Origin of the sequence: Ruania halotolerans, from assembly GCF_021049285.1 — a bacterium.
In the GTDB taxonomy this organism is placed as follows: domain Bacteria; phylum Actinomycetota; class Actinomycetes; order Actinomycetales; family Beutenbergiaceae; genus Ruania; species Ruania halotolerans.
In genome coordinates this window covers 980,992-1,004,231 of sequence record NZ_CP088017.1, presented here as the reverse complement: position 1 = coordinate 1,004,231, position 23,240 = coordinate 980,992, and the positions used below count along the sequence as shown (strand labels likewise).

18 protein-coding genes are annotated in these 23,240 nt (G+C 66.7%); 7 read left to right on the top strand and 11 right to left on the bottom strand.

Features of this window, described 5'->3' with window-relative positions; all coding sequences use genetic code 11:
- Window positions 1-29: 29 nt before the first annotated feature.
- From LQF10_RS04400 to LQF10_RS04385, 4 genes are all read right to left on the bottom strand, one after another.
- Window positions 30-3,671, bottom strand: a complete 3,642-nt coding sequence (locus tag LQF10_RS04400) for a DUF11 domain-containing protein (RefSeq protein ID WP_231066284.1) — start codon at window positions 3,669-3,671, stop codon at window positions 30-32.
- Window positions 3,672-3,937: 266 nt separating this feature from the next.
- Complete coding sequence (locus LQF10_RS04395; RefSeq protein ID WP_231066283.1) at window positions 3,938-4,783, bottom strand: aldo/keto reductase; 846 nt, start codon at window positions 4,781-4,783, stop codon at window positions 3,938-3,940.
- Window positions 4,784-4,859: 76 nt separating this feature from the next.
- Window positions 4,860-6,341, bottom strand: a complete 1,482-nt coding sequence (locus LQF10_RS04390; protein WP_231066282.1) for a beta-N-acetylhexosaminidase — start codon at window positions 6,339-6,341, stop codon at window positions 4,860-4,862.
- A 32-nt stretch (window positions 6,342-6,373) separates the two neighbouring features.
- Window positions 6,374-7,171, bottom strand: a complete 798-nt coding sequence (locus LQF10_RS04385; protein ID WP_231066281.1) for a siderophore-interacting protein — start codon at window positions 7,169-7,171, stop codon at window positions 6,374-6,376.
- Between the two features lie 140 nt (window positions 7,172-7,311).
- Here LQF10_RS04385 and LQF10_RS04380 point away from each other — a divergent pair, with 140 nt between their 5' ends.
- The 3 genes from LQF10_RS04380 to LQF10_RS04370 all read left to right on the top strand — a co-directional run bounded on the left by LQF10_RS04380 (window position 7,312) and on the right by LQF10_RS04370 (window position 12,301).
- A complete protein-coding gene (locus LQF10_RS04380; protein WP_231066280.1) occupies window positions 7,312-8,337 on the top strand; it encodes a glutathione S-transferase family protein in 1,026 nt (341 codons plus the stop codon).
- Window positions 8,338-8,470: 133 nt separating this feature from the next.
- Entirely contained in the window at window positions 8,471-10,447 is a 1,977-nt protein-coding gene (locus tag LQF10_RS04375; RefSeq protein ID WP_231066279.1) for a hypothetical protein, read from the top strand.
- Window positions 10,448-10,651: 204 nt separating this feature from the next.
- A complete protein-coding gene (locus LQF10_RS04370; protein ID WP_231066278.1) occupies window positions 10,652-12,301 on the top strand; it encodes an ABC-F family ATP-binding cassette domain-containing protein in 1,650 nt (549 codons plus the stop codon).
- A gap of 97 nt (window positions 12,302-12,398) precedes the next feature.
- Here the strand turns inward: LQF10_RS04370 and LQF10_RS04365 are convergent, their stop codons facing one another.
- The gene (locus LQF10_RS04365) at window positions 12,399-12,812 is read right to left on the bottom strand and encodes a MerR family transcriptional regulator (RefSeq protein ID WP_231066277.1); all 414 of its coding nucleotides are present in this window, start codon (window positions 12,810-12,812) and stop codon (window positions 12,399-12,401) included.
- Window positions 12,813-12,948: 136 nt separating this feature from the next.
- On the opposite strand from LQF10_RS04365, the gene LQF10_RS04360 reads away from it, so the two are divergent.
- The gene (locus LQF10_RS04360) at window positions 12,949-13,674 is read left to right on the top strand and encodes an SDR family oxidoreductase (RefSeq protein WP_231066276.1); all 726 of its coding nucleotides are present in this window, start codon (window positions 12,949-12,951) and stop codon (window positions 13,672-13,674) included.
- Between the two features lie 127 nt (window positions 13,675-13,801).
- Here LQF10_RS04360 and LQF10_RS04355 read toward each other — a convergent pair whose 3' ends face one another.
- Window positions 13,802-14,746 carry an alpha/beta hydrolase family protein gene (locus LQF10_RS04355; protein WP_231066275.1) on the bottom strand — a complete coding sequence of 315 codons (945 nt, stop codon included), beginning with the start codon at window positions 14,744-14,746 and terminating at the stop codon, window positions 13,802-13,804.
- A 126-nt stretch (window positions 14,747-14,872) separates the two neighbouring features.
- On the opposite strand from LQF10_RS04355, the gene LQF10_RS04350 reads away from it, so the two are divergent.
- Window positions 14,873-15,472: a TetR/AcrR family transcriptional regulator gene (locus tag LQF10_RS04350; RefSeq protein ID WP_231066274.1), complete on the top strand. Its 600-nt coding sequence runs from the start codon at window positions 14,873-14,875 to the stop codon at window positions 15,470-15,472.
- Window positions 15,473-15,482: 10 nt separating this feature from the next.
- Here LQF10_RS04350 and LQF10_RS04345 read toward each other — a convergent pair whose 3' ends face one another.
- On the bottom strand, window positions 15,483-16,364 hold the full coding sequence (locus tag LQF10_RS04345) for an alpha/beta fold hydrolase (RefSeq protein ID WP_231066273.1): 882 nt from the start codon (window positions 16,362-16,364) through the stop codon (window positions 15,483-15,485).
- Window positions 16,365-16,459: 95 nt separating this feature from the next.
- Between LQF10_RS04345 and LQF10_RS04340 the strand changes: the two genes are divergently transcribed.
- Window positions 16,460-16,999, top strand: coding sequence for a CGNR zinc finger domain-containing protein (locus tag LQF10_RS04340; protein WP_231066272.1), 540 nt, complete (start codon window positions 16,460-16,462; stop codon window positions 16,997-16,999).
- 33 nt (window positions 17,000-17,032) lie between these two features.
- Here LQF10_RS04340 and LQF10_RS04335 read toward each other — a convergent pair whose 3' ends face one another.
- From LQF10_RS04335 to LQF10_RS04325, 3 genes are all read right to left on the bottom strand, one after another.
- On the bottom strand, window positions 17,033-18,346 hold the full coding sequence (locus LQF10_RS04335) for an MFS transporter (RefSeq protein WP_231066271.1): 1,314 nt from the start codon (window positions 18,344-18,346) through the stop codon (window positions 17,033-17,035).
- 77 nt (window positions 18,347-18,423) lie between these two features.
- Window positions 18,424-19,353: an NADP-dependent oxidoreductase gene (locus LQF10_RS04330; RefSeq protein ID WP_231066270.1), complete on the bottom strand. Its 930-nt coding sequence runs from the start codon at window positions 19,351-19,353 to the stop codon at window positions 18,424-18,426.
- Entirely contained in the window at window positions 19,350-19,973 is a 624-nt protein-coding gene (locus LQF10_RS04325; protein WP_231067241.1) for a DsbA family oxidoreductase, read from the bottom strand. The genes LQF10_RS04330 and LQF10_RS04325 overlap by 4 nt, the downstream gene beginning before the upstream one ends.
- A 107-nt stretch (window positions 19,974-20,080) precedes the next feature.
- Between LQF10_RS04325 and soxR the strand changes: the two genes are divergently transcribed.
- Window positions 20,081-20,533 (top strand): redox-sensitive transcriptional activator SoxR, encoded by a 453-nt coding sequence (soxR, locus tag LQF10_RS04320; RefSeq protein ID WP_231066269.1) that lies wholly within the window; start codon window positions 20,081-20,083, stop codon window positions 20,531-20,533.
- Window positions 20,534-20,638: 105 nt separating this feature from the next.
- Here soxR and LQF10_RS04315 read toward each other — a convergent pair whose 3' ends face one another.
- Window positions 20,639-23,233 carry a helix-turn-helix transcriptional regulator gene (locus LQF10_RS04315; RefSeq protein ID WP_231066268.1) on the bottom strand — a complete coding sequence of 865 codons (2,595 nt, stop codon included), beginning with the start codon at window positions 23,231-23,233 and terminating at the stop codon, window positions 20,639-20,641.
- Between the last annotated feature and the right edge of the window lie 7 nt (window positions 23,234-23,240).

Genomic DNA, 23,240 nt, shown 5'->3' with positions numbered 1-23,240 from the left:
CCGTAGCGATGACGTTCTCCGCTGCGCCGTCATCGCCCGAGGCCCGTCCACGCGTCAGACGGGGTCACACCCTCAGGAGCCGAGGTGATCGAACTGGTGATGACCTCCAGGTCACCCGAAGCGCTCATCTGATCAGAGATGTCATAGTCACCCTCGCCTGCACCAGCGTTGGTCGCGACCACCTCGTAGAGCACGGTCCAGGTGCCATCACCGTTCGGCGTGGGACCATCCGCGATCGACTTGGAGACATCCACCGACGGCGGTGGGCCGCAGGCCTCGTCGATCTCGACCTCTCCATCGGACTTGGTCAACTCGGAAACGTTGTTGAACCCCGAGTCCGTGTCACCACCCAGGCACTGGGTATCCGCCACCGGGTCGAACTGCAACGGCACATCCGCCACCACAGTCAACTCGTAGATGTGCGATGCGTAACCATCGTCATCGTTGCCCAGCAGCGGCACACCCGTGGCCACCGCCAGGTTGCCCTGACCATCCCACGCCGGATCAGCCAACGTCACACCCTCAGGTGCGTCAGTGACCTCCGCCGAGGCAATGCTCACCTGGTCAGTGAAGTGCAACTCATCCACCAGCGAGTACGACGTCGACGCCGTCGAAGCATTCGACACCTCAAGCGCATACACGATCTCCCACTGACCGCCGCCAATCGGCGAAGCCGACACCAGGGACTTCGTATGCGTCGGGTCGCCCTCGACCTCTACACCAGCCGGATCACAATTGATCGTCGGAGGAACCTCAGAATCAGCAGGGATATCCGCAGTCGCGCAGGCCGTGTTGACCACGCCATCACCCGTGGAGGCATCGGCGATGATCTCGAACTCATGCGTTTCCGTATCCCCCGGCGCGAGTTCGTCGATGACGAACCCACCCAGATCGGGCTGCTGATCATCGGTCACGGTCACGCCCGTGAGCGTGCCCTGACCGGTGTTCTCCACCACGATCCGGTAACGGATCGTGTCACCAACGAAGAAACTCGGATAGTCCTCCACCGTGTTCGCATCACGCCACTCACCCTCAGCATCCTGCACATACTTCTTCAGCGATGCCGAGTAGTAATTCGCAATCGTGATCGGCGCCGACGTCCGCATCACCAACTCCGTGTGCCCATCCCGGGCCTGCGCACGGTTGACCAGCACATCACCACCCAGCACACCATCAGTGGCCACATTCACCGTGAACTGCTGCGTCCCACCCGGAACCAACTCCGGACCAATCACACGCACCGCAGTCGCATCAGCGGTGAACGTGGTCGACCACCCCACCGTGTTACCCGCAACCGACCCCGCAGAACCATTGGACCCATCCGCCGGATCATCAGAAAGAGAGTCCGGGTCCGCCGTCGTGTAATACACCGTCGCACCCGCGACCGCATCCACACCCGTCAACCCATACGAACCCGAGAACTCGGTACCCCGCTCATCACCGTTGAAGGGAAGGATGTCGATCGTGTCCGTGTACTCCTGCGGCAACGGATCAAACGACCGCAACGTCACCGTCCACGAACCCTCACCCACACCATCACCATCAAGATTCGGAATGAACGCCGCATCCGCACTCTTACCAATCGTGGTGAAACCCGACGTCGAAACCGTCACCTGAGCCGAATCGCTCGCGGTGTGACCGTCATACGCGGCTTCCACTTCGTTGGTCAGCACCTCACCCGGTTCCACCGAGTCATCCGCTACCGCCTGATAGGTCAGCGCCTGCTCGGTGTTCGTCGGGACGTCGTCGAGGCCCCACGTCAGCACCTGCCGACCACCTGCCGTGGAGAGAGTAGGCTCAGGAGTGGCCGAACCAGGCACGTAGGTCATGCCCGCAGGCAGCGTGTCCACCAACTCGTAACCGTCGATAGCCGGCGGTACGCCGCCGGCTCCGTTCGCCGAGTACGTCAGCGTGTATGTGGCAGGGGCGCCGGGAGTGACCACGGAACGATCAACGGACTTCTCCACCGCCGGCGTCGCCGAAACCACGCGCAGGATGTCTCGCGTGACATGCGTTGCCGGGTAACGGGCGTCCGGCGTCGCCGTCACCGAGGAGCCAGCCCCTGGGACGCGCCAATTGTCATTCTGAAGTTGGAGGCCCCACATCCAGATGTCCTGGCCGACGGGCACGTCGTCCTGAATGGTGCTCATGACCCTCAGCGCCTCACGCGCCGGGTGCTCCTGGGTGACGGTCTGGGGATAGACGATCCGCACCGCACCCACTGTGCTGAGGTCTGCCGGTGCCGTGGTCACCCATCCGCCACCGCCGTCCACCGTGGTGCCTCCCGTGTCACAGCCGAACTGGTTCGGGTCATAGGAGGCGCTGTCGGGGTCGAGCAGCGGGCTGGGGCCCACGTAGTACTGCACCGGGTAGGTCCCAAGGTCGATCCCTCCACCGACCTGCACCTGCGCGTAGTCCACGTAGCGCGTGTCGAGGACCTGGCAGAGTCCGAAGAGCGAGTCAGGGTCGCTATCGGCGAACCCCCGGGTGTCGTGGCTCATATGCTGCTGGACCTGGGTGCCACGCGAGACCCGGTAGCTGTCGTCCCACGGGCCGCCACCGGCGTTGGTGTAGTCGCGATTCCAGGAGGCGCTCACCCCACCGGGGAACGTGATGGCCTTGTTCGCCGTGTTGTTCGCGGCATCATCAACGACTGTGGCGCCACTTCCGGGAGCGGTGTACGTCGGAGCGTTTGTCGACAGGTTCGTGCCGGTGTTCGTGGTGGTGTCGAAGCGGAAGGACACCGACCCGCTGGCGACCGCCGAGCGATCGACGGGAAGCGGCGCATTCGCAGAGTCCCGGGTCGGGACGTCGGTCAGTGAGTAGTCGATGCCCGTCAGGGTCAGGGTGAAGCGTCCGGGGGTGCCGGTGGGGGTGAGGGTGCAGCTGCCCACGAACGGTGCCGTGTTCTCCGCGGGCTGATCGCCGCCCGACCACGGGTGGCCCGGCGCCGCGTACTCGGTGAATGGTGTGCACTCCGCGCCTGGAGTGAGGCTCACGGCGGAGCCGTTGTCAGCGGTGACGTCCACGGTGTAGCTGACCGAGTCGGGTCCGGCTTCCGAACCCTTGGCCAGGAAGAGAGTCCACTGGTAGTCGACGTCGACGTAGGTGTCACCGAACCCGAAGTCGCCGGTCGGCGTGCCCCAGTCCATGTCCAGGCCGAACGTGTTCTCGATCTCGATCGGCGCGAGATCCGCTGTGAGCCCGTCGATAGTGCCCGACGCGCTCACCTGTGAGCCCGTCTCGCCGTCCACAAGAACGGCGGTCTGGACCACGTGGGCGGACCCTTGGTCCTGAGTGCCGATGTTGCAGACCAGCGTCTGTCCGTCATCAGATATCGAGGACTCGGGGGTGCCGCCCATTACGCACGAGTCCGGCAGAGACGCGAAGGTGCCGTTCTCCAGAGTGAGGGTGAAGTTCACGTTGTCGACGGGCTCATTCGAGGGTGCTGCAGCGTCATCGTTGACGTTGACCCGCCACTCCGCCGTGACCACGTCCCCACTGGCCACAGTGTCCGGCGTGTCCTGCGCCCAGCGCGCGGTGATCTCGTACACCGGCGCCGCCATCGCAGGAGACGCGACAACAAGAGTGGTCATTGCAACAAGGGCCGCCGTCACAAAGGCCATCACTGTGCGGAACGCATTTCGGCGCAGCGGAACAGGTGTATTCATTGGGAACTCCCCCGGGATTCTCGGAAAGCGCAAAGCACGCCTCAACCAGGAACATTGACAGAGCGCAACCATTGATTCCATCGATTCAGCAAACTTCACCCCCACTTCACCCTCACTTCACACCGGGTGCCCGCGGACTCGTCGCCGGCAGAGCGCGCGGGTCATCGAGGCGCAGGCGCCGACTCGGTCAACGCCCACACACGACGGCGCCGCCGCAGCGTGTGCTGCGACGGCGCCGGGTACGTGGTGGGCGGGGCCGAGGGTTCTTACTCCAGGCCGAAGTTCGCGGTGTCCGGGTCGCCACCGTAGCGAGTGCCGGCGTCGAGGGTCGCGATCGTGGTCATGTCCTCATCGGAGAGGGAAACCGTGGAGGCAGCGAAGTTCTCCGCGATCCGTGACGGCGTCACGGACTTGGGGATCACCACGTTGCCGAGCTGCAGGTGCCAGGCGAGCACCACCTGCGCCGGGGTCACCCCGTGCGCACTCGCAATCGAGGTGAGGGTCTCGTTCTCGAGCAGGCCGTGGCCAGAGCCCAGCGGCGACCATGCTTCGGTGGCGATCTGGTGGGAGGAGTTCACTGATCGCAGCTCACCCTGTGGAAGATAGGGGTGCAGCTCCACCTGATTCAGCACCGGCACCTCGCCGGTGGCGTCGATGATCTTGTCCAGGTGCGGGGCGTGGAAGTTCGAGACACCGATCGAGCGCACCCGGCCGGACTTCTTCAGCTCGACGAACGCCTTCCAGGTGTCGGTGAACTTGTCGGCCTTCGGGCACGGCCAGTGGATTAGGTACAGGTCGAGCACGTCCAGGCCGAGCTTGTCCATCGATTCATCGAAGGCACGCAGCGTGGAGTCATACCCCTGGTTGCCGTTCCAGAGCTTGGTGGTGATGTAGAGGTCGTCACGGTTCACACCGGACGCGGCGATGGCACGGCCAACACCGGCCTCGTTGCCGTAGATGGCAGCAGTGTCGATGAGGCGGTAGCCGACGCGGATGGCCTCCTCAGTGGCAGCCTGTGCCTCGTCGTCCGGGATCTGCCACACGCCGAAACCGAGTTGCGGGATCGTGGTGCCATCGTTGAGGGAAAGAGTGGGTGTGTTGGTGTGAGTCACTTGCCCACCGTACAACCCGACCCGCAGAGGCGCTTTGCTCGCTTCGTCTACTGGCCGGTCGTGGCGCCAACCGGCCTCAGTCGCCGAACACCTGCGGACTCGGGTGGAAGGCGTATCCGCGCGCAGCCCACAGTGGTGCATGTGCGCGCAGACGGATCGCGAAGTTGTCGAAGTCCCGATCCTGCTGCGCACTCCACGCCACCTCGGCAACAGCAGCCAGGCGTGGTAGCAGCATGGTGAACAGGTCGTCCTCGGTCACGATCGTCTCGGTCCAGAGCGCCGCTTCCACGCCCACCACCGATTCCGCGGGCAATGCGGGCGCGTACTCCAGCGGATCCCATTCGTAGGAGTCGCGGGTCTCGACGTATCCGGCCCAGTGCTGCCCGAGCCGGTAGCCCTCGTGGTATTGCATATCGAGATAGACCCGCTTACCCGGGCTGAGCACCACACGCGCGCCCTGTTCGGCGGCGGCCACGATCGGCGCCGGGTCCTTGGTGGAGTCCCACAACTGGATGAGCGCATCGCCGGGCAGCCCAGCCACGGCAGCCTCACCCCACAGCATCGGCGACTTTCCGGTCCCGGCGACCGTGCGAGTGAGCAGGTCGATGAAGCCCGCGTACTCCTCATCGCCCATTTTCCAGACCTCGTCCCCGCCCACGTGCAGGTACTGGCCCGGCGTGATCGCAGCCAGATCGGCGAACACATCGGCGAGGAAGGGCGCCGTGGCCGGGTTGTCCAGGCGCAGCATGGAGAACCCGACGTCGGTCCCGGTGTCCACCGCGGCGGGCTCCCCGGTCTCGGTGAGCGCTCCGACTGCGTGCATGGCGGCATTGGAATGCCCCGGCATGTCGATCTCGGGCACCACGTCGATGCCGCGGTCGGCGGCGTAGTCGATGAGATGGGTGTAGTCGGCAGTGGTGAGGAAGCCGCCAGGGCCGCCGCCCGCCTCGGTGTGGCCGGAGATCTCGGTGAGTTCGGGGCGGCTGGGAGTCTCGATCCGCCAGCCCTGATCATCGGTCAGGTGCAGGTGCAGCACGTTCAGCCCGTACAGCGCCATCAGGTCGATCACGCGCTCAAGCGTGCGAGGGGCGAAGAAATGCCGGGCGATGTCCACCATGAGCCCGCGATGAGCGAATCGAGGTTCGTCGGCGATCCGTACGGCCGGCACGGTGCCGGCGGGCGCACCAGGCAGTTCCAGGTCACGCAGTTGTGCCAGCGTGCCGAGCCCGCGATGCAGCCCGTCCCGTCCCCCGGTGATCTGCACGCGCCCGTCCGAGGCCTCCAGGGCGTAACCCGCGCCGGTGCGTTCGTCGTCGATGAGCACGACGGCGGAGCTCGCCTCTGCCTGCGGCCTTCCTGTCTGGGCTCTCACTCCGAGCACGGCGGTGGCGTGTGCTCCCAGTTCTAGGGGCGCCGTCAGAGTGGTGGCGCTACTCAGGACGGTGGGGGCACCGCCGGTCAGCATCGCTTCGGAGGGGACGGGGACGAGCGGAAGGCTCACGCGGATGCTCCCATGCACGTTGAACGACGAGGTCGCCGCATACGCTACCTGGCTCATGTGAGATCGATCGCACACCGCCTATGCTCCCCTCACCCCGCGGCGCGACCGACCTTCCAGTAACCGGCGAAGGTGACGTTCTGCTTGGGGATCCCGCGCTCGCGGACGAGATGCCGGCGCGCGCCAGTGGCCACGGCGGACTCGCCGACGGCGAATGCGTAGACGTCGCCGGGCAGGAAGTCGAGGCCGGCGAGCACCGGAAGCAAGGTCGTGCCAGGGTCGGTCCCCGGGGCCCGTTCGAGCCAGTGCACCTGCATGCCGTCCGGTGCCTCGAGCACCTGCTGGTCGGCGCAGTCGTAGAGTTCGATCAGAGCGTGCCCTCTGGCGTCGCGGGGCATATCGCGCAGGATCGCGGCGATGGCGGGCAGCCCGCTCTCGTCTGCCACCAGGAGCGTCCACTCCGCGGGAACGGGCTTCCATCCGCAACCCTGATCGATGAAGGCGGCGGTTGTACCGGGCTCCACCTGCGCGGCCCACGGTCCGGCGATGCCGTTGTCACCATGGACCAGGAAGTCGACATCCATCTCGAGCGTCTCGGCTCGGAACTCACGCACGGTGTAGCTGCGGATCACCGGGCGAGTGCCTTTCGGGAGGGTGAGGTACTTGAGATAGCCGCCGATTCCGAACGTACGCGGGAGGTTATCGAAGCGGTCGTCGTCGTGAACCGCGATCGCGAGCCGGAACCACTGATCGAAACCTCGGTAGGTGAACTGCGCCAGCGCCGGCCCGCCGAAGGTCACCCTGGTCATGTGCGGGGTGATCCGTTCCCGGCGCAGGACCTCGACGGACACGAGGCCGGAATCGGCATGGGTGACGGTGATATTGCTCATCGCAGTCGCATTCACGAGTCGGAGTTCCGGACGACGACAGTCACCAGAACATTAGGTTAGCCTCACCATATCTCAGGCGAGCGAGCGTGTGCGAGCCTTTCCGCAGGCACCTCCCCTACAGCCAGACGTAGGCTGGGCGCATGGCTGGAGACGAGCAGGGCACGTACGTCGAACCTGGTCGCGAGTACACCCGCGACACCCGCTACATCGAGACCCGGATCACCGCCGATGGTCGCGACGGCTACCCGGTCGAGCCTGGCCGGTATCGGCTCGTGGTGGCGCGCGCCTGCCCGTGGGCGAATCGGGCGATCATCGTGCGGCGACTTCTCGGCCTCGAAGACGCGATCTCGATGGGTATGTGTGGCCCCACTCATGACGCCCGATCCTGGACCTTCGATCTGGACCCCGGTGGTGTGGACCCCGTGCTCGGCATCGAGCGGCTGCAGCAGGCCTACTTCGCCCGGACCCCGGACTACCCGCGCGGGATTACCGTGCCCGCCATCGTGGACGTGCCCACCGGCGCAGTGGTCACCAACAATTACCCGCAGATGACGTTGGACCTGAGCACTGAGTGGACTGCATACCACCGCGACGGCGCCCCGGACCTGTACCCGGAGCACCTGCGAGACGAGATCGACGAAGTCGCCGAACTCGTCTATCAGGACGTGAACAACGGGGTGTATCGCTGCGGGTTCGCCGGCTCCCAGGACGCGTATGAGAAGGCGTACGACCAGTTGTTCTCCCGGCTTGACTGGCTCTCCGATCGTCTGGAGAGCCAGCGCTTTCTCGTCGGTGACACCATCACCGAAGCTGATGTGCGCCTGTTCACCACGCTCGCCCGGTTCGATGCGGTCTACCACGGGCACTTCAAGTGCAACCGGTCCAAGCTCAGTGAGATGCCCGTGCTGTGGGCCTACGCCCGTGACCTGTTCACCACGCCCGGCTTCGGGGACACCATCGACTTCGCCCAGATCAAGGAGCACTACTACGTGGTGCACACGGACGTGAACCCGAACGGCATCGTGCCCAAGGGCCCAGCAGTGGCGAACTGGCTCACTCCGCACCACCGGGAGCAGTTGGGCGGGCGGCCGTTCGGGGACGGCACGGCCCCGGGCCCGGTGCGCGAGGGTGAGCAGGTCCCCGCACATGCCACACCGCTGCACTGAGACCACCGCGCCCCCTCGGTGTGCCGCGCTCCCTGCGGACTTTGACTCATCGGCAGGAGCCGAGGTGCGGTTGGGGCTACGATTCCTCCAGGGCCATCGGGCCGGCCCTCGGTTCGACGACAACGGAGTACACGTGTCGGGCACCCAGCTCACCACCGGAGACCACCCGCGCCGGTGGCGCGCTGCACTCCTCACGCTGGTCATCGCAGCACTGGCGTTCGCCGCATTTGCGTTTGACCCGGCACTTCCCCCGGCCTCCGCGGCAGAGGGCCTCACCGAAGAGACTCATGCGCGGTACGTCGTCGGCGGAGATGGCACCGTCACCGCCGAGGTGAGGACCACCATCACCAACGTCACTCCGGATCAGGGCGCCCAGTACTTCTACTGGACCGATTACCGGATCGGTGTTCCAGCCAGCGCCACTAACATCCACGCCACCAGCGGCGGCTCCTCACTGCTGGTCACCATCGATGAGGACGAGCAGGAGCCCGATCAACACTGGGCGTTCGCGTCATTCGCACCATTGCGCTATCAACAGAGCCGCACCATCGAGTGGACCTATCAGATCGAGGGGGCGCCCCTGCGCTCCGAGGAGTGGACCCGAGTGGGGCCGGGATACGCCGTCTTCGCCGCGCAGGCCACAGGCGACGACGGCACCGTGAGCGTGGAGGTCGTGGCACCGCGCGACCTGGAGTTCCATGCGTCGTCGGAATTCGAGTCCGACCGCGACGGCCAGCAGATGGTGTACCGCAGTGAGGAATACAGCGACGAGTGGGGCGTCTGGTCGGCGGTGTCGCTTCGTGACCCCGATGAGTCGGAAGCAGTGGAGATCCCTGTTGACGGCGTGGTGACATTGTCGGTGGAGAGTCTGCCCGGGGACGACGCCTGGCGAGAGTTCGCCGTCGATCGCATCGAGACCGGGTTGCCAGTTCTCGAAGAGCTCGTCGGCGCACCATGGCCGGCCGAGATCCGGCATGTTCGCGAAGACGTCTCCCCGCATGTCCTCGGGTACGCGTGGTTCGACGACATCGGCAACGAGATCGTCGTGGGCGAGGAACTGGACGAGAGCACGCTCTACCACGAGCTGGGGCACGCCTGGTTCGCTCCCCCGGCATTCTCTGGGCGCTGGCTGTACGAGGGCCTCACCGAGGTCACCGCACAGCGCGCTATTGCCATCATCGGAGGAGACGGCAGCACCGCACGGCACGCCCCCGATCCGGAGGGCGAGGGGGCATTGCCGCTGACGGAGTGGAGTGAGACCGACCAGCGAACTGAGCACGACACCTACGGGTACCCCGCCTCCTACACCGCCATCGACGCCATACTCGGCGATCTCGACGACGAGACCTTCGGCGCTGTGATCGCGGCCGCCTACGCCGGAGAAGGGGCCTACGAGCACGCCGGGAGCACTGCGCACAACGGTGGGCCCGTGGACTGGCAGCGTTTCCTCGATCTGGCTGCCGAGCGCGGCGGCGTCGACGGGACCGAGGCCTACCGTGAGTGGGTCCTCCCGGAGCAGCACGCCGACATCCTCGAGGACCGCCTGACGGCGCGCGAACACTACGCGGACCTCGATGCGGTCGACCAGGCATGGCAGCCCCCGCTCGGGCTCCGCACTGCGATGACTGAGTGGGACTTCGCAGCCAGCGAGGATACGATCACCCGCCTCGCGCCAGTCTCCGAAAGTGCAGCCCGCGTCCACGAGGAAGCCGAGCGCACTGGCCTCGCCGTCCCTGAGCCCATCCGGGCCGCCTATGAAGACGCCGAATCCGAGGAGGACTACGCCACCCTCGAGACCCTGCTCCCCCAGGCCGCAGCCGTGATCGAGCAGGTCAGCGCGAGCACCACCACCATTGCAGCCGAGAACGACCCCGTGACTGAATTCGGCGAGGCGCTGCTGCAGGCGAACCGCACCGTGGCAACCGCGGACGAGGCACTCGCAGCCGGGGATCTCGACCGAGCTCAGTTGCTGGCCGAATCCGCCGCGGCGCAGGCCGCCTGGGCAACCTGGCTCGGAGTTGCGTTCATCGCCGGAGTCGCCATCGTGCTCGTGTTGCTCGTACTCGCGGTACGAGCACTGATCCGTCGCAGCCGCGCGACATCGTCATAAAGGGAGGCCGATCAGCACGCGCACCGCGAACGTGCCATCGAGGCTCTCACCCCTCCTGCGGACATCCTGTGTCGCGACCGCAACCATTCGGGCCCACTGCGCCACGCCGTCGTTCACCGTCTGAGCGGACGAGGATGCCCGCTCTCCCCAACCAGAGGGAAAAGGCTTGATGCAAGCCGTCCTCCTCGCCGTACGCTGACACCCATGCCTGCCACCCTGCACCTCTCGACGCTGGGGGCGGCATTCGGCGCCCGCCAGCTCTTCGACGACCTCACCGTCACCGTCGCGCCCGGCGATGTCTGGGGCCTGGTCGGTGCCAACGGCTCCGGAAAGTCCACATTGCTTTCCATACTGTCCGCAACACCCACGACGGCGGAGGTCACCGGCGAGGTGCGGCTCGCCCCAGCGCATGCGAGCGTAGGCCTGCTGGCGCAGGAGACCGAGCGGGTGCCGGGTGAGAGCGTCGCCGAGTTCCTGGATCGGCGCACTGGGGTGGCGGAGGCCACGACGGCCATGGACGCCGCTGCCGAGGCGATGGCTGCTCAACCCGAGGACGGCGCGGCAGCAGACGCCTACGCTGTCGCGCTGGAGAGGTGGCTGGCGCTCGGTGGCGCGGACTTGGCCGACCGAACTCCCGCCGTCGTCGCGGACCTGGGCCTGACGGCAAGTCTGGACGCCGATATGACCACCCTCTCGGGGGGCGAGGCAGCACGGGCAGGGCTGGCCGTGTTGCTGCTCCAGCGGTACGACGTGCTGCTCCTGGACGAACCCACCAACGACCTGGATCTGGACGGTCTGGCCCGCCTCGAGCGGTTCGTCATGGACTCCCGATCGGCACTGGTGGTGGTCAGCCACGACCGGGAGTTTCTCGCCCGCACGGTCACCGACATCGTCGAACTGGACCGTGCCCAGCAACAGGTCACCGTCTATCGCGGTGGCTATGAGGCTTACCTGGCCGAGCGCGAGCTGGCCAGGCAGCGAGCCCGGGAGGCGTATGAGGACTACGCCGATGCTGCCGCCGGCCTGCACTCTCGCATCCAGACGCAGAAACTCTGGACCGATAAGGGGGTACGGAACGCGCGGAAGAAGGCCCGGGACGGTGACAAGCACATCGTGACCCGCGCCGTCGCCCGGACCGAGAAGCAGGCGTCGAAGGTGAGCCAGTCCGAGCGGGCGCTGGAACGACTGGAGGAGGTGCCGGAGCCGCGTAAGGAGTGGGTGCTGCAGATGACGATTGCCGCGGCGCCGCGGTCCGGTTCCGTCGTGGCCACGCTGGACCGGGCGGTGGTGCGTCGCGGTGAGTTCACCCTCGGGCCCATCAGCGCGCAGGTGAGCGCCGGGGACCGGATCGTGATCACCGGGGCGAACGGGTCCGGCAAATCCACCCTGCTGGGTCTGCTGCTCGGCCGGATCGCTCCGGAGGAGGGCCGGGCCGCACTGGGGGCCTCAGTGGCGCTCGGCGAGGTGGATCAGGCTCGCGCCCTGTTCGAGGGCGAGACCGCCCTGGGCGCGGCGTTCGGAGCCGAAGTTCCGGACTGGCCCGAGGCCGAGGTGCGCACGCTGCTGGCGAAGTTCGCCCTCGGTGGTGCGGCGGCGTCGCGGCCTGCGAGCGCGCTCTCCCCCGGTGAACGCACCCGCGCCGGGCTGGCGCTGTTGCAGGCACGCGGGGTGAACCTGCTGGTGCTGGACGAGCCGACGAATCACCTCGATCTGCCGGCGATCGAACAGGTGGAGCAGGCACTGGAGTCGTTCGGGGGTACGGTGCTGCTGGTCACACACGACCGCCGGATGCTCGCTTCCGTGCGCTCGACGCGGCGCTGGCACCTGGACGACGGGCGGCTCACCGAAGACTGAAGCGCCGTGGCCCCACCGCATCGGCGGTCGACGGGCTCGCCCGGTCACGGCGACGCGCGCACGCTCGCCAACGGAGCGCTGCCGCGGCCGCCACGAACTACGCCGATACAGGTGCGGACGCCGCATCCGGCGCCCACGCGGGCTCGCGCAGGGCCGGGCAGTGCTCGGGGGTGGGATGGCCGGCAATGTCGATGATGCGATCGAGAGCGTCGCGAGCTGCCGCCAGCCCGGCCATGGCGGCAGTGATGCGATCGCGCTCGGTCGCAAGGAGTTCGAGGGCCTCAGCAGAGCCGTGCCCGGCATCGACGCAGGGCAGCAACTGCGCGATCGTGCGGCTGGGCAGCCCGGCGGCAAAGAACTGCTGGATCAGCCGAACGCGCTCTACCGCGGACTCGGGGTACGTGCGCTGACCACCGTGGGAGCGTTCCGAGGTCAGCAGCCCTTGCTCCTCGTAGTAGCGCAGAGCTCTGGTGCTGACCCCGGCCCGGCGTGCGACGTCGCCAATTCGCATCTGCGTCTCTCCCTGTGATCGTCGTCTCGTCCCATCGACTTGACCTTGACGTCAACGTGAACTTTTAGAGTAACCGAGACCGGCCGATATCGGCCCTACAGAACCCCGAGAACGACTCGTAGGAAGCAAGGAATCCATGGATATCAGCGGCCAGATCGCCCTCGTCACCGGAGCCAACCGTGGTATCGGCCGAGAGTTCGTTCGTGAACTACTCGACCGCGGAGCGAGCAAGGTCTACGCGAGCGCGCGCCGCGTCGAAAGCCTCGACATCAGCGACAGCCGGGTGGTGCCGCTGCGACTCGACCTGCTCGACCACGGTTCCGTCGTGACGGCAGCGGCGACGGCGCACGACGTCACCCTCCTGGTGAACAACGCCGGCATCGCGACCGGTGCCACCCTCATCACCGGCGAGCTCGAGGAGTTGCACCGTGAGATGGACACACACTTGTGGGGCACACTCGACGTGATCCGAGAGTTCAGCCCGGTCCTCGCCACCAACGGCGGCGGCGCCATCGTGAACGTGCTCTCGGCGTTGTCGTGGTTCGCTGCACCGGGCACCGGCTCATACTCCGCCGCCAAGGCCGCGGAGTGGAACATGACCAATGGCGTGCGCCTAGAACTCGCCGCGCAGGGCACGCTCGTTCAGGGCGTGCTGCTCGGCGCTGCCGACACGGACATCACGGCCGGGTACGACGGGCCCAAGATCGATCCGCGCGACGTGCCCCGTCGGTCGCTCGACGGCCTGGCGGTCGATTCGATCGAGGTGATCGTGGACGAGTGGACCGCGATGGTGAAAGCCTCACTCGCCGGCGATCCCGCACCGTTCTATGCCGAGATGACGGAGTTGCTGGGCACGAGCTGAGCAGGTCGATCGGGCTCCTCCACCGTGCTGAGAGCGACGTGAGCACCCTCGACCGGTATCGGAGGTCGGTGGAGTCCACATGCGTTCACGGACACGGCACGGTGGAAGGGGCGACCTGCTGCGTCTCTCATTTGCTGTCGGCACGCCCGATCGGATCGATGCTGTCACGGAACGCGGCGCGGGCAACGGGCCAGCTGGTCTCATCGATGTGGAGAGCGGTGCGGAGGTAGGCCGTGCTCATTCGCTGGATGACGGCAACCCGCTCCGGGTTCTCGTCGGTGGTTTCGGCGACCTCGTATCCGACGATCCCGCCCAGCGCGTGCTCGGCGCCATAGAACGAGAGGAGGTCGGTGGCGCCAGGGCTGTAGGTGTAGGCGTCGGTGAACCAGTCAGGTCCGCGGCTGGACATCTTCGACTGGTCGCGATCGCCCGCGACCACGAGGGTCGGCGTGGTCAGTTCCTGGAACGAGGGGCGCATGAAGGGGAAGTTCGCCTGGGCAAACGGGTGCAGGTGGTCACCACCGAGCCCGGTCGCAGCGAACAGAATGCCGGCGGTGATGCGGCTGTCGGACATGTCCTCGCCCACCTGGCCGGCTTCATCGAAGATCCGTGCGCCAAGCAGCGACTGAGCAGTGTGCCCGCCCCAGGAATGACCGGTGGCAGCAACGCGACTGCGGTCGACGCGCCCCGCAAGTCCGGGTACGGCGGCTTCGATGGTGCCGAGCTGGTCGAGCACGCGCCTGAGATCCGCGATCCGCTCGGTCCAGATAGTCGGAAACACGGGGTGATCGAACCCGAACCCGTTCCGGCGCGAGTCCAGGTGCGTGGGCTGGATCACGACGAACCCGCGGGAGGCCCAGAACGCCGTGAGCGGCGCGTACCCGTCGAGGTTCCACCCGTTGCCGTGAGAGAACAGCACGACGGGGAGATTGGTGCCGGTTGCCGGGGCAGACACCCGCACCTTGAGTGGGACCGGACGGCCCGGGGCGGACAATTCGACGGGAGCGACGGAGATGACGGGAGTACCGGTGCCAACGATGCCGTCGAGTGCGTCCACGATTGATGAGGTCATACGAGTTCCTTTCACAGGCGGTGGGCTCTGCAATACTGTTTCGGAGCGTTGCTCCAGAACATTACGGAACATCGCTCCGTAATGCAACCATGTGCCCATCGAGCATGCGAAGAGCAGGGAGAACTCGTGGCTGATGCCGAGAGCGGACAGTCGCCCGTCGCGCATGCCAGGTCAGTGGGTCGGCCGCGTCGAAGCGAGAAGGCGCTGCTCGACGCGGCGGCAGCGGTGTTCGTGACGTCCGGGGTCGACGCCCCGGTGCGGAAGATCGCCGCGAAGGCAGGCGTCGGCGTGGGGACGATCTATCGTCACTTCCCGACGCGTCCCGAGCTCGTAGTCGCGGTGTACCGGCACCAAGTCGAAGCCTGCGCAGACGCTGGCCCGCGGCTACTCGCGGAGAGCGCGACGCCCGAGGCGGCGCTGCGGGAATGGGTGGCCCTCTTCGCGGAGTTCTTGGTGACCAAACACGGGCTCGCTGGCGCACTACGAGGAGACAACGCCGGGGCCGACGCTCTGCACACCTACTTCGTTGAGCGCCTCGTGCCGGTCTGCGATTCACTCCTTGAGGCAGCGCTCACGTCGATTGACGCAGACCCGCCGGTCGATGCGTACAACGTGCTCAAGGGCATCGGAAACCTCTGCATCAGCGCCGAAAGCGACACCCACTACGAGGCCGCCGAGCTCGTCCAACTACTCATCTCCGGCGTGCTCGCCCGAGGAGCAGACTGACAGGGACTCATCACATCCTCGCGTGCCCTTCGAGATGTGAGTGGAGGAACGAGCGAATGAGCTCGGCCACCCCGTCGACGTCGCTCTCCAGGAGGAAGTGGCCGCCGGGGACGAGGTGGATTTCTGCGTGCGGCAGGTCGGTACGGAACGCGTGCGCGCCGTCGGGTCCGAAGATCTCATCCCCGTCGCCCCAGACCGCCAGGAGCGGCACCTGGCTGGCGCGGAAGTACTCGTGCAGCTTCGGGTAGAAGGCCACGTTGCTGGCATAGTCGCGGAACAGCGCAAGCTGGATCCTGTCGTTGCCGGGCCGGCTGACAAGGGCATGGTCGTGGATCCATGTCTGAGGGTCGACGACGGTGGGGTCCTCGACACCGGTGAGGTACTGCCATCGGATGGCATCGATCCCCAGCGCCACCCGCATGGCGGCCTCCGTGGTCTCGCTCTGCTCCTGCCAGTAGGCCCGGACGGGCACCCAGAAACCGTCGACGAACCCGGCTTCATAGGCGTTGCCGCTCTGGCTGATGATCGCCGTCACTGCTTCAGGTTCACGAATCGCGAGTCGCCAACCGATCGGGGCGCCATAGTCCTGGACGTAGATCGCGTAGCGCTGCACGCCGAGCTCGGACAACAGGGACTGCGTGAGATCGGCCAGAGCGTCAAAGGTGTAGTCGAACTCGCTGACGTCCGGCGCGTCGGAGAGACCGAACCCCAGGTGGTCCGGAGCGATGAGGTGGAAGTCGTCCGCGAGCAGCGGGATGAGATGACGGAACATGAACGAGCTCGTCGGATACCCGTGCAGGAGCACGAGCGTGGGTGCGTCCGGATCGCCCGCCTCCCGGTAGAAGAGCGTGTGGCCATCGATGACGCGCTGACGGTGGTGCACGGTCGCCATGGTTCTAACCTTTTCACTAGGCGTATTGAGGTTAGGTGCACGCTACTCGCAGAACCTAACCTGTACAAGTCGGCTATTCGGGTTAGAATGATGTGATGAACGAGCTCCTCCGGGACGAAGCCCTGCTGCTGGCTTTGCTGAACACCACCCCCGTCGACGGCGGCACGCAGGTGGACGAGCTTGGCGAGGAACAGGCAGCGATAGCCTGGCTGAGGAGCCACGGTGGCACCGGTTCCCCGGCCGAGCTCGAGCACACGCGACGCGCACGGGACGCGCTGCAGCACGTCGTCCGTGACAACCACGCCCCGGCCACACTCTCCCAGTTCCTCGACGGCGTGAGCCTGGCCCCGTCGATACGCTCCGGGCGCCTCGCCTGGCAATTCCAGGCGCCTGTGGACATGGAACTCGCCGCACGGGCCGTCATCACCTGGTACGACATCGAAGAGTCGCTGCCCGGTCGCCTGCGCCCGTGCGGAAACGACGAATGCCGCCGCTACCTGATCGACCACAGCCGAGGGAACCGCGCGCAGTGGTGTTCGATGGCCGTGTGCGGGAACCGCATGAAGGCGCGCCGGCACTACCAGCGCACACGAGAGGCCCGCTCCCCAGAGCCCGCCCGGACACCACCGGCCTGAGCCCGGTCGGGATCGGGTGCCGACACCACACATTCACGTCGAAGCTGGCCACGGACGCCGCGTGCGTGAACGTTCCGACACGCTCCTCGCCGCGATGACGATGGCAACGCACGCGAATCCGGCCAAGGTGGCGTAGAGGAGGCTGAACGAGACATGGGAGGAGAGGGTCGCTGCGAGCACAACGCCTGTCAGCGCGGTGGTCGCACCCACACTCATACTCTCGCCCGCCTGTAACGCCGCACTGTAGGCGCCATGCTGATGGGTGTCCACCAGCGCGAGGGTGGCGCTGGATAGGCGTGGGTAGGCGACGCCCATCCCGGTACCCATCGCGATACACCCAGCGACCACTGCCAAGAGGGGGAACTCAGCCGCCACGTAACACAGCACACTGACGGGTCCGGCGGTAATGAGCGGTGTGGCGACGAGGATCAATCGTCGGTGCGTCGCGTGCTCACTGGAGAATCGTCCTTGCAGCACCGCTCCCAGCGCCCACCCCAGCGCCCCTACCGCGATCACGAGCCCTGCTGTGGTGGGTGGGTACCCGCGTTCAGTCTGGAGGTACAGGGTGAGGTAGAGATCGGTGGAGGTGACCGTCGCACCGAGGATCGCCCTCAGTGCGACGAGGCGCTGCGGCGCACCGCGAAGCAGCAACGTGCCCGGCGGCAGGATGCCGCGCGCAGTGGCCACCAACGCGATCAACGTGGCGACCGTCACCAGGGCCGAGAGCGAGGGGACGAGGTGCCCGCCCACATGGAGAAGAACGAGCAACAGCGCCGCCACGAGTGACAACGCACCCTTGCGACCGAAGACTGTCCGCGCCGAGACCTTGGCCTGGGGCGCAGGACCCCGCGTGACGAACAGCAACAGGGACAGCGACATCGCGGCACCGGTGAGGATGAGTCCGAATACCGTGCGCCAGCCCATCAGTTCCGTGAGCGCGCCCGCGGTCACCGGGCCCGCCATCGAGGGAACGAGCCAGGCAGCGGTGAGTAGACCGAACATGCGCGGGCGTGGGCCCTCAGGAATGTGGCGTGCGATCAGGACGTAGAGGATGACGGAGTCGATCCCGCCGCCCACGCCCTGCAGGAGTCGTCCAAGGATGAACGCCGTCGGGTCAGCTGCCACCACGCATAGCGCGAGACCCGCCAGGAACAGGGCCCCTCCGACCATCAGCGGCCTGTGCGGGCCGGCATGGTCGGACCAGTTCCCACCGGTCACCATGCCGACCAGCGCGGCAGTGATGGTGGCGGCGTACGCGAAGGAGTACCACTGCGTTCCCCCAAGTTCGGCCATGGCGACCGGGAGGACGGTGGTCACGGCGAAGGACTCAAAGGCGATGAACGTCATCAACGCCAGCACACTGGCTATGAACGGCCCGGTCCGCCGTGTCCAGAGTCGTTCTCGTACGGAGGTCGCACCTGCGGTCATGGTGCGTCGCCGATCTCGAGCACGATCTTGCCTCGCCCGTGCCCCGTCTCGACGTCCCGGTGGGCATCCCCGACCTCGTCGAGCCGATAGGTGCGCCGAATGTGAATGCCCAGGTCGCCGTCGGCCAGTCGGTCCATGAGGTCCGCCAACCGGTTCGCGGAACGACGACTCCGGACGATGCGGCAGCCCAGCTCGTGTGCGAGAGCCATGTCGACGATCGTGGCGATCCGGTCGCGATCTGCGACGAGCTCAATGGCGGTACGCAGGTTCTCGTGCCCGGCCGCATCGAATGCGACGTCCACGCGCGAGCTGACGGCACGAATCCTGTCCACCTGCCCGTCCCCGTAGCGGACGGGAATAGCGCCCAAGGCTCGGAGATGGTCATGGTTGGACGCGCTGGCGGTTCCAATCACGGTCGCCCCCGCGCGCACGGCAAGTTGAGTGAAGACGGTACCGACCCCACCTGCGGCGCCATGCACCAGGACGACGTCGCCACCCTGCACAGCAAGGTCCTCCAACGCAGTGTGGGCGGTCTGTCCCGAGGCCGAGAGAGCGCCTGCGGCCTGCCATGCCACCGACTGCGGTTTGGCGACCACCTGCGACTGCGGCACAGCGACGTACTCCGCATAGCAACCGAGGACGTTGAAGCCCGCCACCTGATCACCGGGCTCGAACCCTCGTACGTCAACCCCGACCTTTTCGACGACGCCGGAGAATTCGTTGCCGAGAACCTGTGGGAACCGAATCACCGCCCCCGGCGGTGTCCAGCCCGCGCGGATGGCTGCGTCGGTCACCTGAACTCCCGCGGCGATCACGCGGACGAGGACGCCGTCATCCAGCACGTCCGGGCGCGCGAGGTCTCGCACACGAAGAACGTCAGGCGGGCCAAAAGCGTCGATCGACGCTGCCCGCATGGTCGCGCTCACCGGAGCGACCTGGCCGCGTTGAGCAACTGGACAAGCTCATCGACAGACGCACTCCCGGACACCCGCCGCCCGTCCGCCGCGACCACCGTCGGTATGGAGGTGATCGAGACCTGACGGGCTCGCTCCACATCGCAGGACACCTCGGCAGCGAATCTCTCGCCGGTCAGCGTGCTCTGCACCTCAGATTCATCAATCGCCCACCTGGACGCCAGCGCACGGAGGACCTCGGGGTCACCAAGGTTCTCGTTGCGCGCGAAGTGTGTCGAGAATGCGTCCTCCCACGCCGCGTCCACATCGACGCCTTCGGCCTCGTCTGCGAGCTTGAGCAGCCGATGCAGCGGGTTTGAGTCGAACATCGGGGCGCCGTCGATATCGATTCGCAGACCCTCATTGCGGGCCTCGGAACGGATCAACCGACTCGTGGCTCTCCACTGTTGCGCGGACATCCCCCACTCGCTCGTCGCGACCTGCGACGTCCTCCGCCCCGGACCAGCGGGGCCGTGCGGTTCCAGGAGGAAGCTGCGCCGGCGAACGCGTACAGGTTCGCCGGTGGCGGCTCTCGCCCGCTGGAGACGACGCAGTCCGATCCAGCACCACGGGCAGCGTACGTCTGCCCACACATCAACTTCGATCACATTCCGCTCCTGACCTTCGTCCCATTGACTGAATGTAAAGTGGACTTCATCAAGTCCACTTCATGTCAATTCACGGGCAGGAGATTGCACCGATGTCCCAGGTGCCCAAGGACGCCATCTGGCTCAAACCCGGCCACATTGCCGAACGAGCAGGTGTTGCCGTTTCGACCCTGCACTACTACGAGTCCCTTGGACTCATCCGCAGTCGGCGGACCGCTGGGGACCGCCGCGAGTACCGTCGTGACACGCTGCGAATCCTCGCGTTCATCCGCGCGTCGCAGCGAGTGGGAATCACGCTCGAGCGCATCAAGAACGCGCTCGACCAACTGCCAGATCAAGGAGTGCCGACCAAGCGAGATTGGGCGCGCATCTCGCGGGAGTGGCGTGACGACCTCAACGACAGGATCGAGTTCCTCACCGCCCTGCGTGACCGGTTCTCGGACTGCATCGGTTGCGGCTGTCTCTCACTCAGGTCATGCCCGTACTCCAATCCGGACGACATCCTTGGCACCAAGGGCCAAGGGGCGGTACGTCTGCCCTCATAGAGTCGACCAGGTCGATAGCGGCGCTCGCCAGCCACCTCCAGAGGTTCGCCACCACGCCCTGTCACTGACAACGGACTTCGGCGCTATCCTGCCCGTCTGTCTCATTCAGCCCTCGGCGAGACTCTCCGCACCGAGAACCTCGCGCAACTCGGCGCGGTTGTTGACCCCGAGCTTACGGAAGGCCGACGCCAGCTGATTGGTCACTGTGTTCACCGAGACGCCGTTAGCACCGGCGATCTCCTTGGCGGTGAGTCTGCGCGCCGCCAACGTGGCAACCTCGAGCTCGCGCGCAGAGAGCAGCAGGGAACGGTCTGCTTGACCGCGCCACAGCGCCATTCCCGGCCGCTCGGTGCACAGCCGGTCGGCAGACATCCGATACCGGCGAGCCTGGAGCTCGCTGAACCCACGTGCGCGTGCGCCGCTCGCGTGCTCGGATAGCCACAACCAGGAATCGGCAGCGGTGACAACCAGGCCGAGTTCCTGAGCGTCCGTCGCCACGGCAGCGAGACTCGTGAAATCCCCGTCCCGAGTGGCCACCGCGTGTCGCTCAAGGAGGTGGAGCAGCCCACCCCCTGCCAACGCCGTCGCAGCTTCGAGCACAGATGCGGCATCGTCGAGGCGATGGCCGATCCGCGCGGCGCAATGCGCGAGCATGCCGGCGAAGAACGTGTGCTGCACCGAGAGCAACCATCGCGCCGCCTCCACCAGCACGAGGGCCGCGTGATCGGCACGATTGTCATGATTGGCCTGCCACGCGTCTGCCCAGGCACGCAACATCACCACCTTGGGATCGCCGATGGCCGCTTCCGGTACCGCCTCGAACGCCTGGCGGGCTTCCATCTGACGCCCGGTGGCGAGAGCGGCAGCACTGCTGAGGGCTTGCGCCGCAGGAAGCAATCCGGCCGGATCGCGCCATGCGAGGTGTGTGGTGGCCGAACATGCCCGCTGATACGCCTGCTCGGCGTCAGCGGAAAGCAGCTCAATGAAACCGAGTGCGTACTCCCACGTTCCGACGGACTCTGGGGCGCGCTCGTTCGTTCCCTCGATGAGCCCTTCGATCCGGCGCCGCGTCGCGATCACGTCACCGGTGAACGACAGGGCCATGACGGCCGTGAGCTCGATCAAAGCGGAGCCCCCCGGCACCAGGGCGAGCAGGTCGGCGGGGACCCGCCGTAGCTCACTCAGCAGGAGTTCGGACTCGTGCAGCGGGCCAGAGATCACTCCGGACAGACCGATGGTGATCAGCCCCATCACGGTCTCGGCCTCCTTGAGTTCAGCCGGCACCGGTGCGGACTGGCTCGGCGGAGTCATACCCGCAACCGCCGCCCAGCGCAACGCTGCCCGATGTAGATGCGCCACATGTTCCGCGTCCTCGACGGTGCCGGCGGCCCGCTCGATCACGGCGAGCGCGGCGGCCGCGTCGTGATGACGCATCCCGAGGTGCTGTGCCTGGGCCAGTGCCACCGAGACGCGCTCCGCCGCGGTCTGCGCCGCGTCTTCGGCTGCGGCGAGATGAGCGTCTGCGCTCTCGATCCGGTTGAGGGCGGAATCGGCAAGACCCGCAAGGCGGTGCGCCGCCACCGGCTGCTCGCCCAGGGCCAGGACAGCCTCGGCGGCTCGGAGTGCGAGGTGAGCGTCGAACGCACCAAGTGCATGTTCGGCCAGGGCGATCGTTGCGTCGGCGTCGATGTCCTGCCCTAGGTCGAGGGCCAGCAGATCGGCGTGGCGGCGGGCATCGGGACGTTCGGCTGCGGATGGGCCGCGCAGCACCCGGATGGCCTCGTGGGTAAGGTCATGCCAGAGCGCCGCCGAGCAGCGCGATCGCAGGTACTCGGCATCGAGCGGATGGCTCAGGCGCAGCCACCCGCAGGTGGTGTACTCCACCAGCTCGGTTCGCGTCAGGGCACGCCGCGCTTCCTCAGTGATGGCGTCTGCGGGGCACTCCCCGGCGATCGCAACCACGGCAGCAGCCTCCACCGTGGGCTCGTCCACACCGTGGAACCGTTCGCCGATCACCTGACCCATCCGCGGTGTCACCGTCGGGCCTCCCACCAGCTCCCAGCCATGCGGGGTCTCCACCAGGCGCCCATCAGCCATCGTGCCCGAGACGATCTCGCGCAGATGGAGCGGATTTCCGCGTCCGGCCGCGACGACTGCCGCACCCGTTGCGGGTGTAGGCGCGCCACCCATCGTGCGGGCCACCAATGTCAGTGCGTCACGGTCCGGGAGCCCCTGCACCGCAACCTCGACCACGGCCCCCGCGTCGTAGAGATCACGGACGACATCCGGCGCGGTGGAGAGTCCGCGAGAGGTCAGGATCGCGGGCAATCCCGTGGTGCGGATCAGGTGCGCGACCACCCACAGCGAGGCATCGTCGAGATGATCCACATCGTCCACCAGCAACACCGTCGAGGACCGATGCCGGGAGAACGCATCGATGACCGCACCGGGTGAGCTCATCTCCTCGACCGGCAGGTCCAGAGCGCCGACAAACACTCCGAGGGGGATGCCGCGTCCCAGGCTGCATGCCGAGAGCACCGGGGCCAACCGGCCTGCCTCCTCCAGGAGTGCGCGAACGCCGCGCAGCAGGTGCGACTTCCCGATGCCCGCAGCGCCGCTGACGAGGACCCCGCGGTGGGTCTCGAGGTTTTCCAGGAGCCGGACCGCATCGTTCGACGTCACTGCCGGACCGCTTGCCACGTCACAC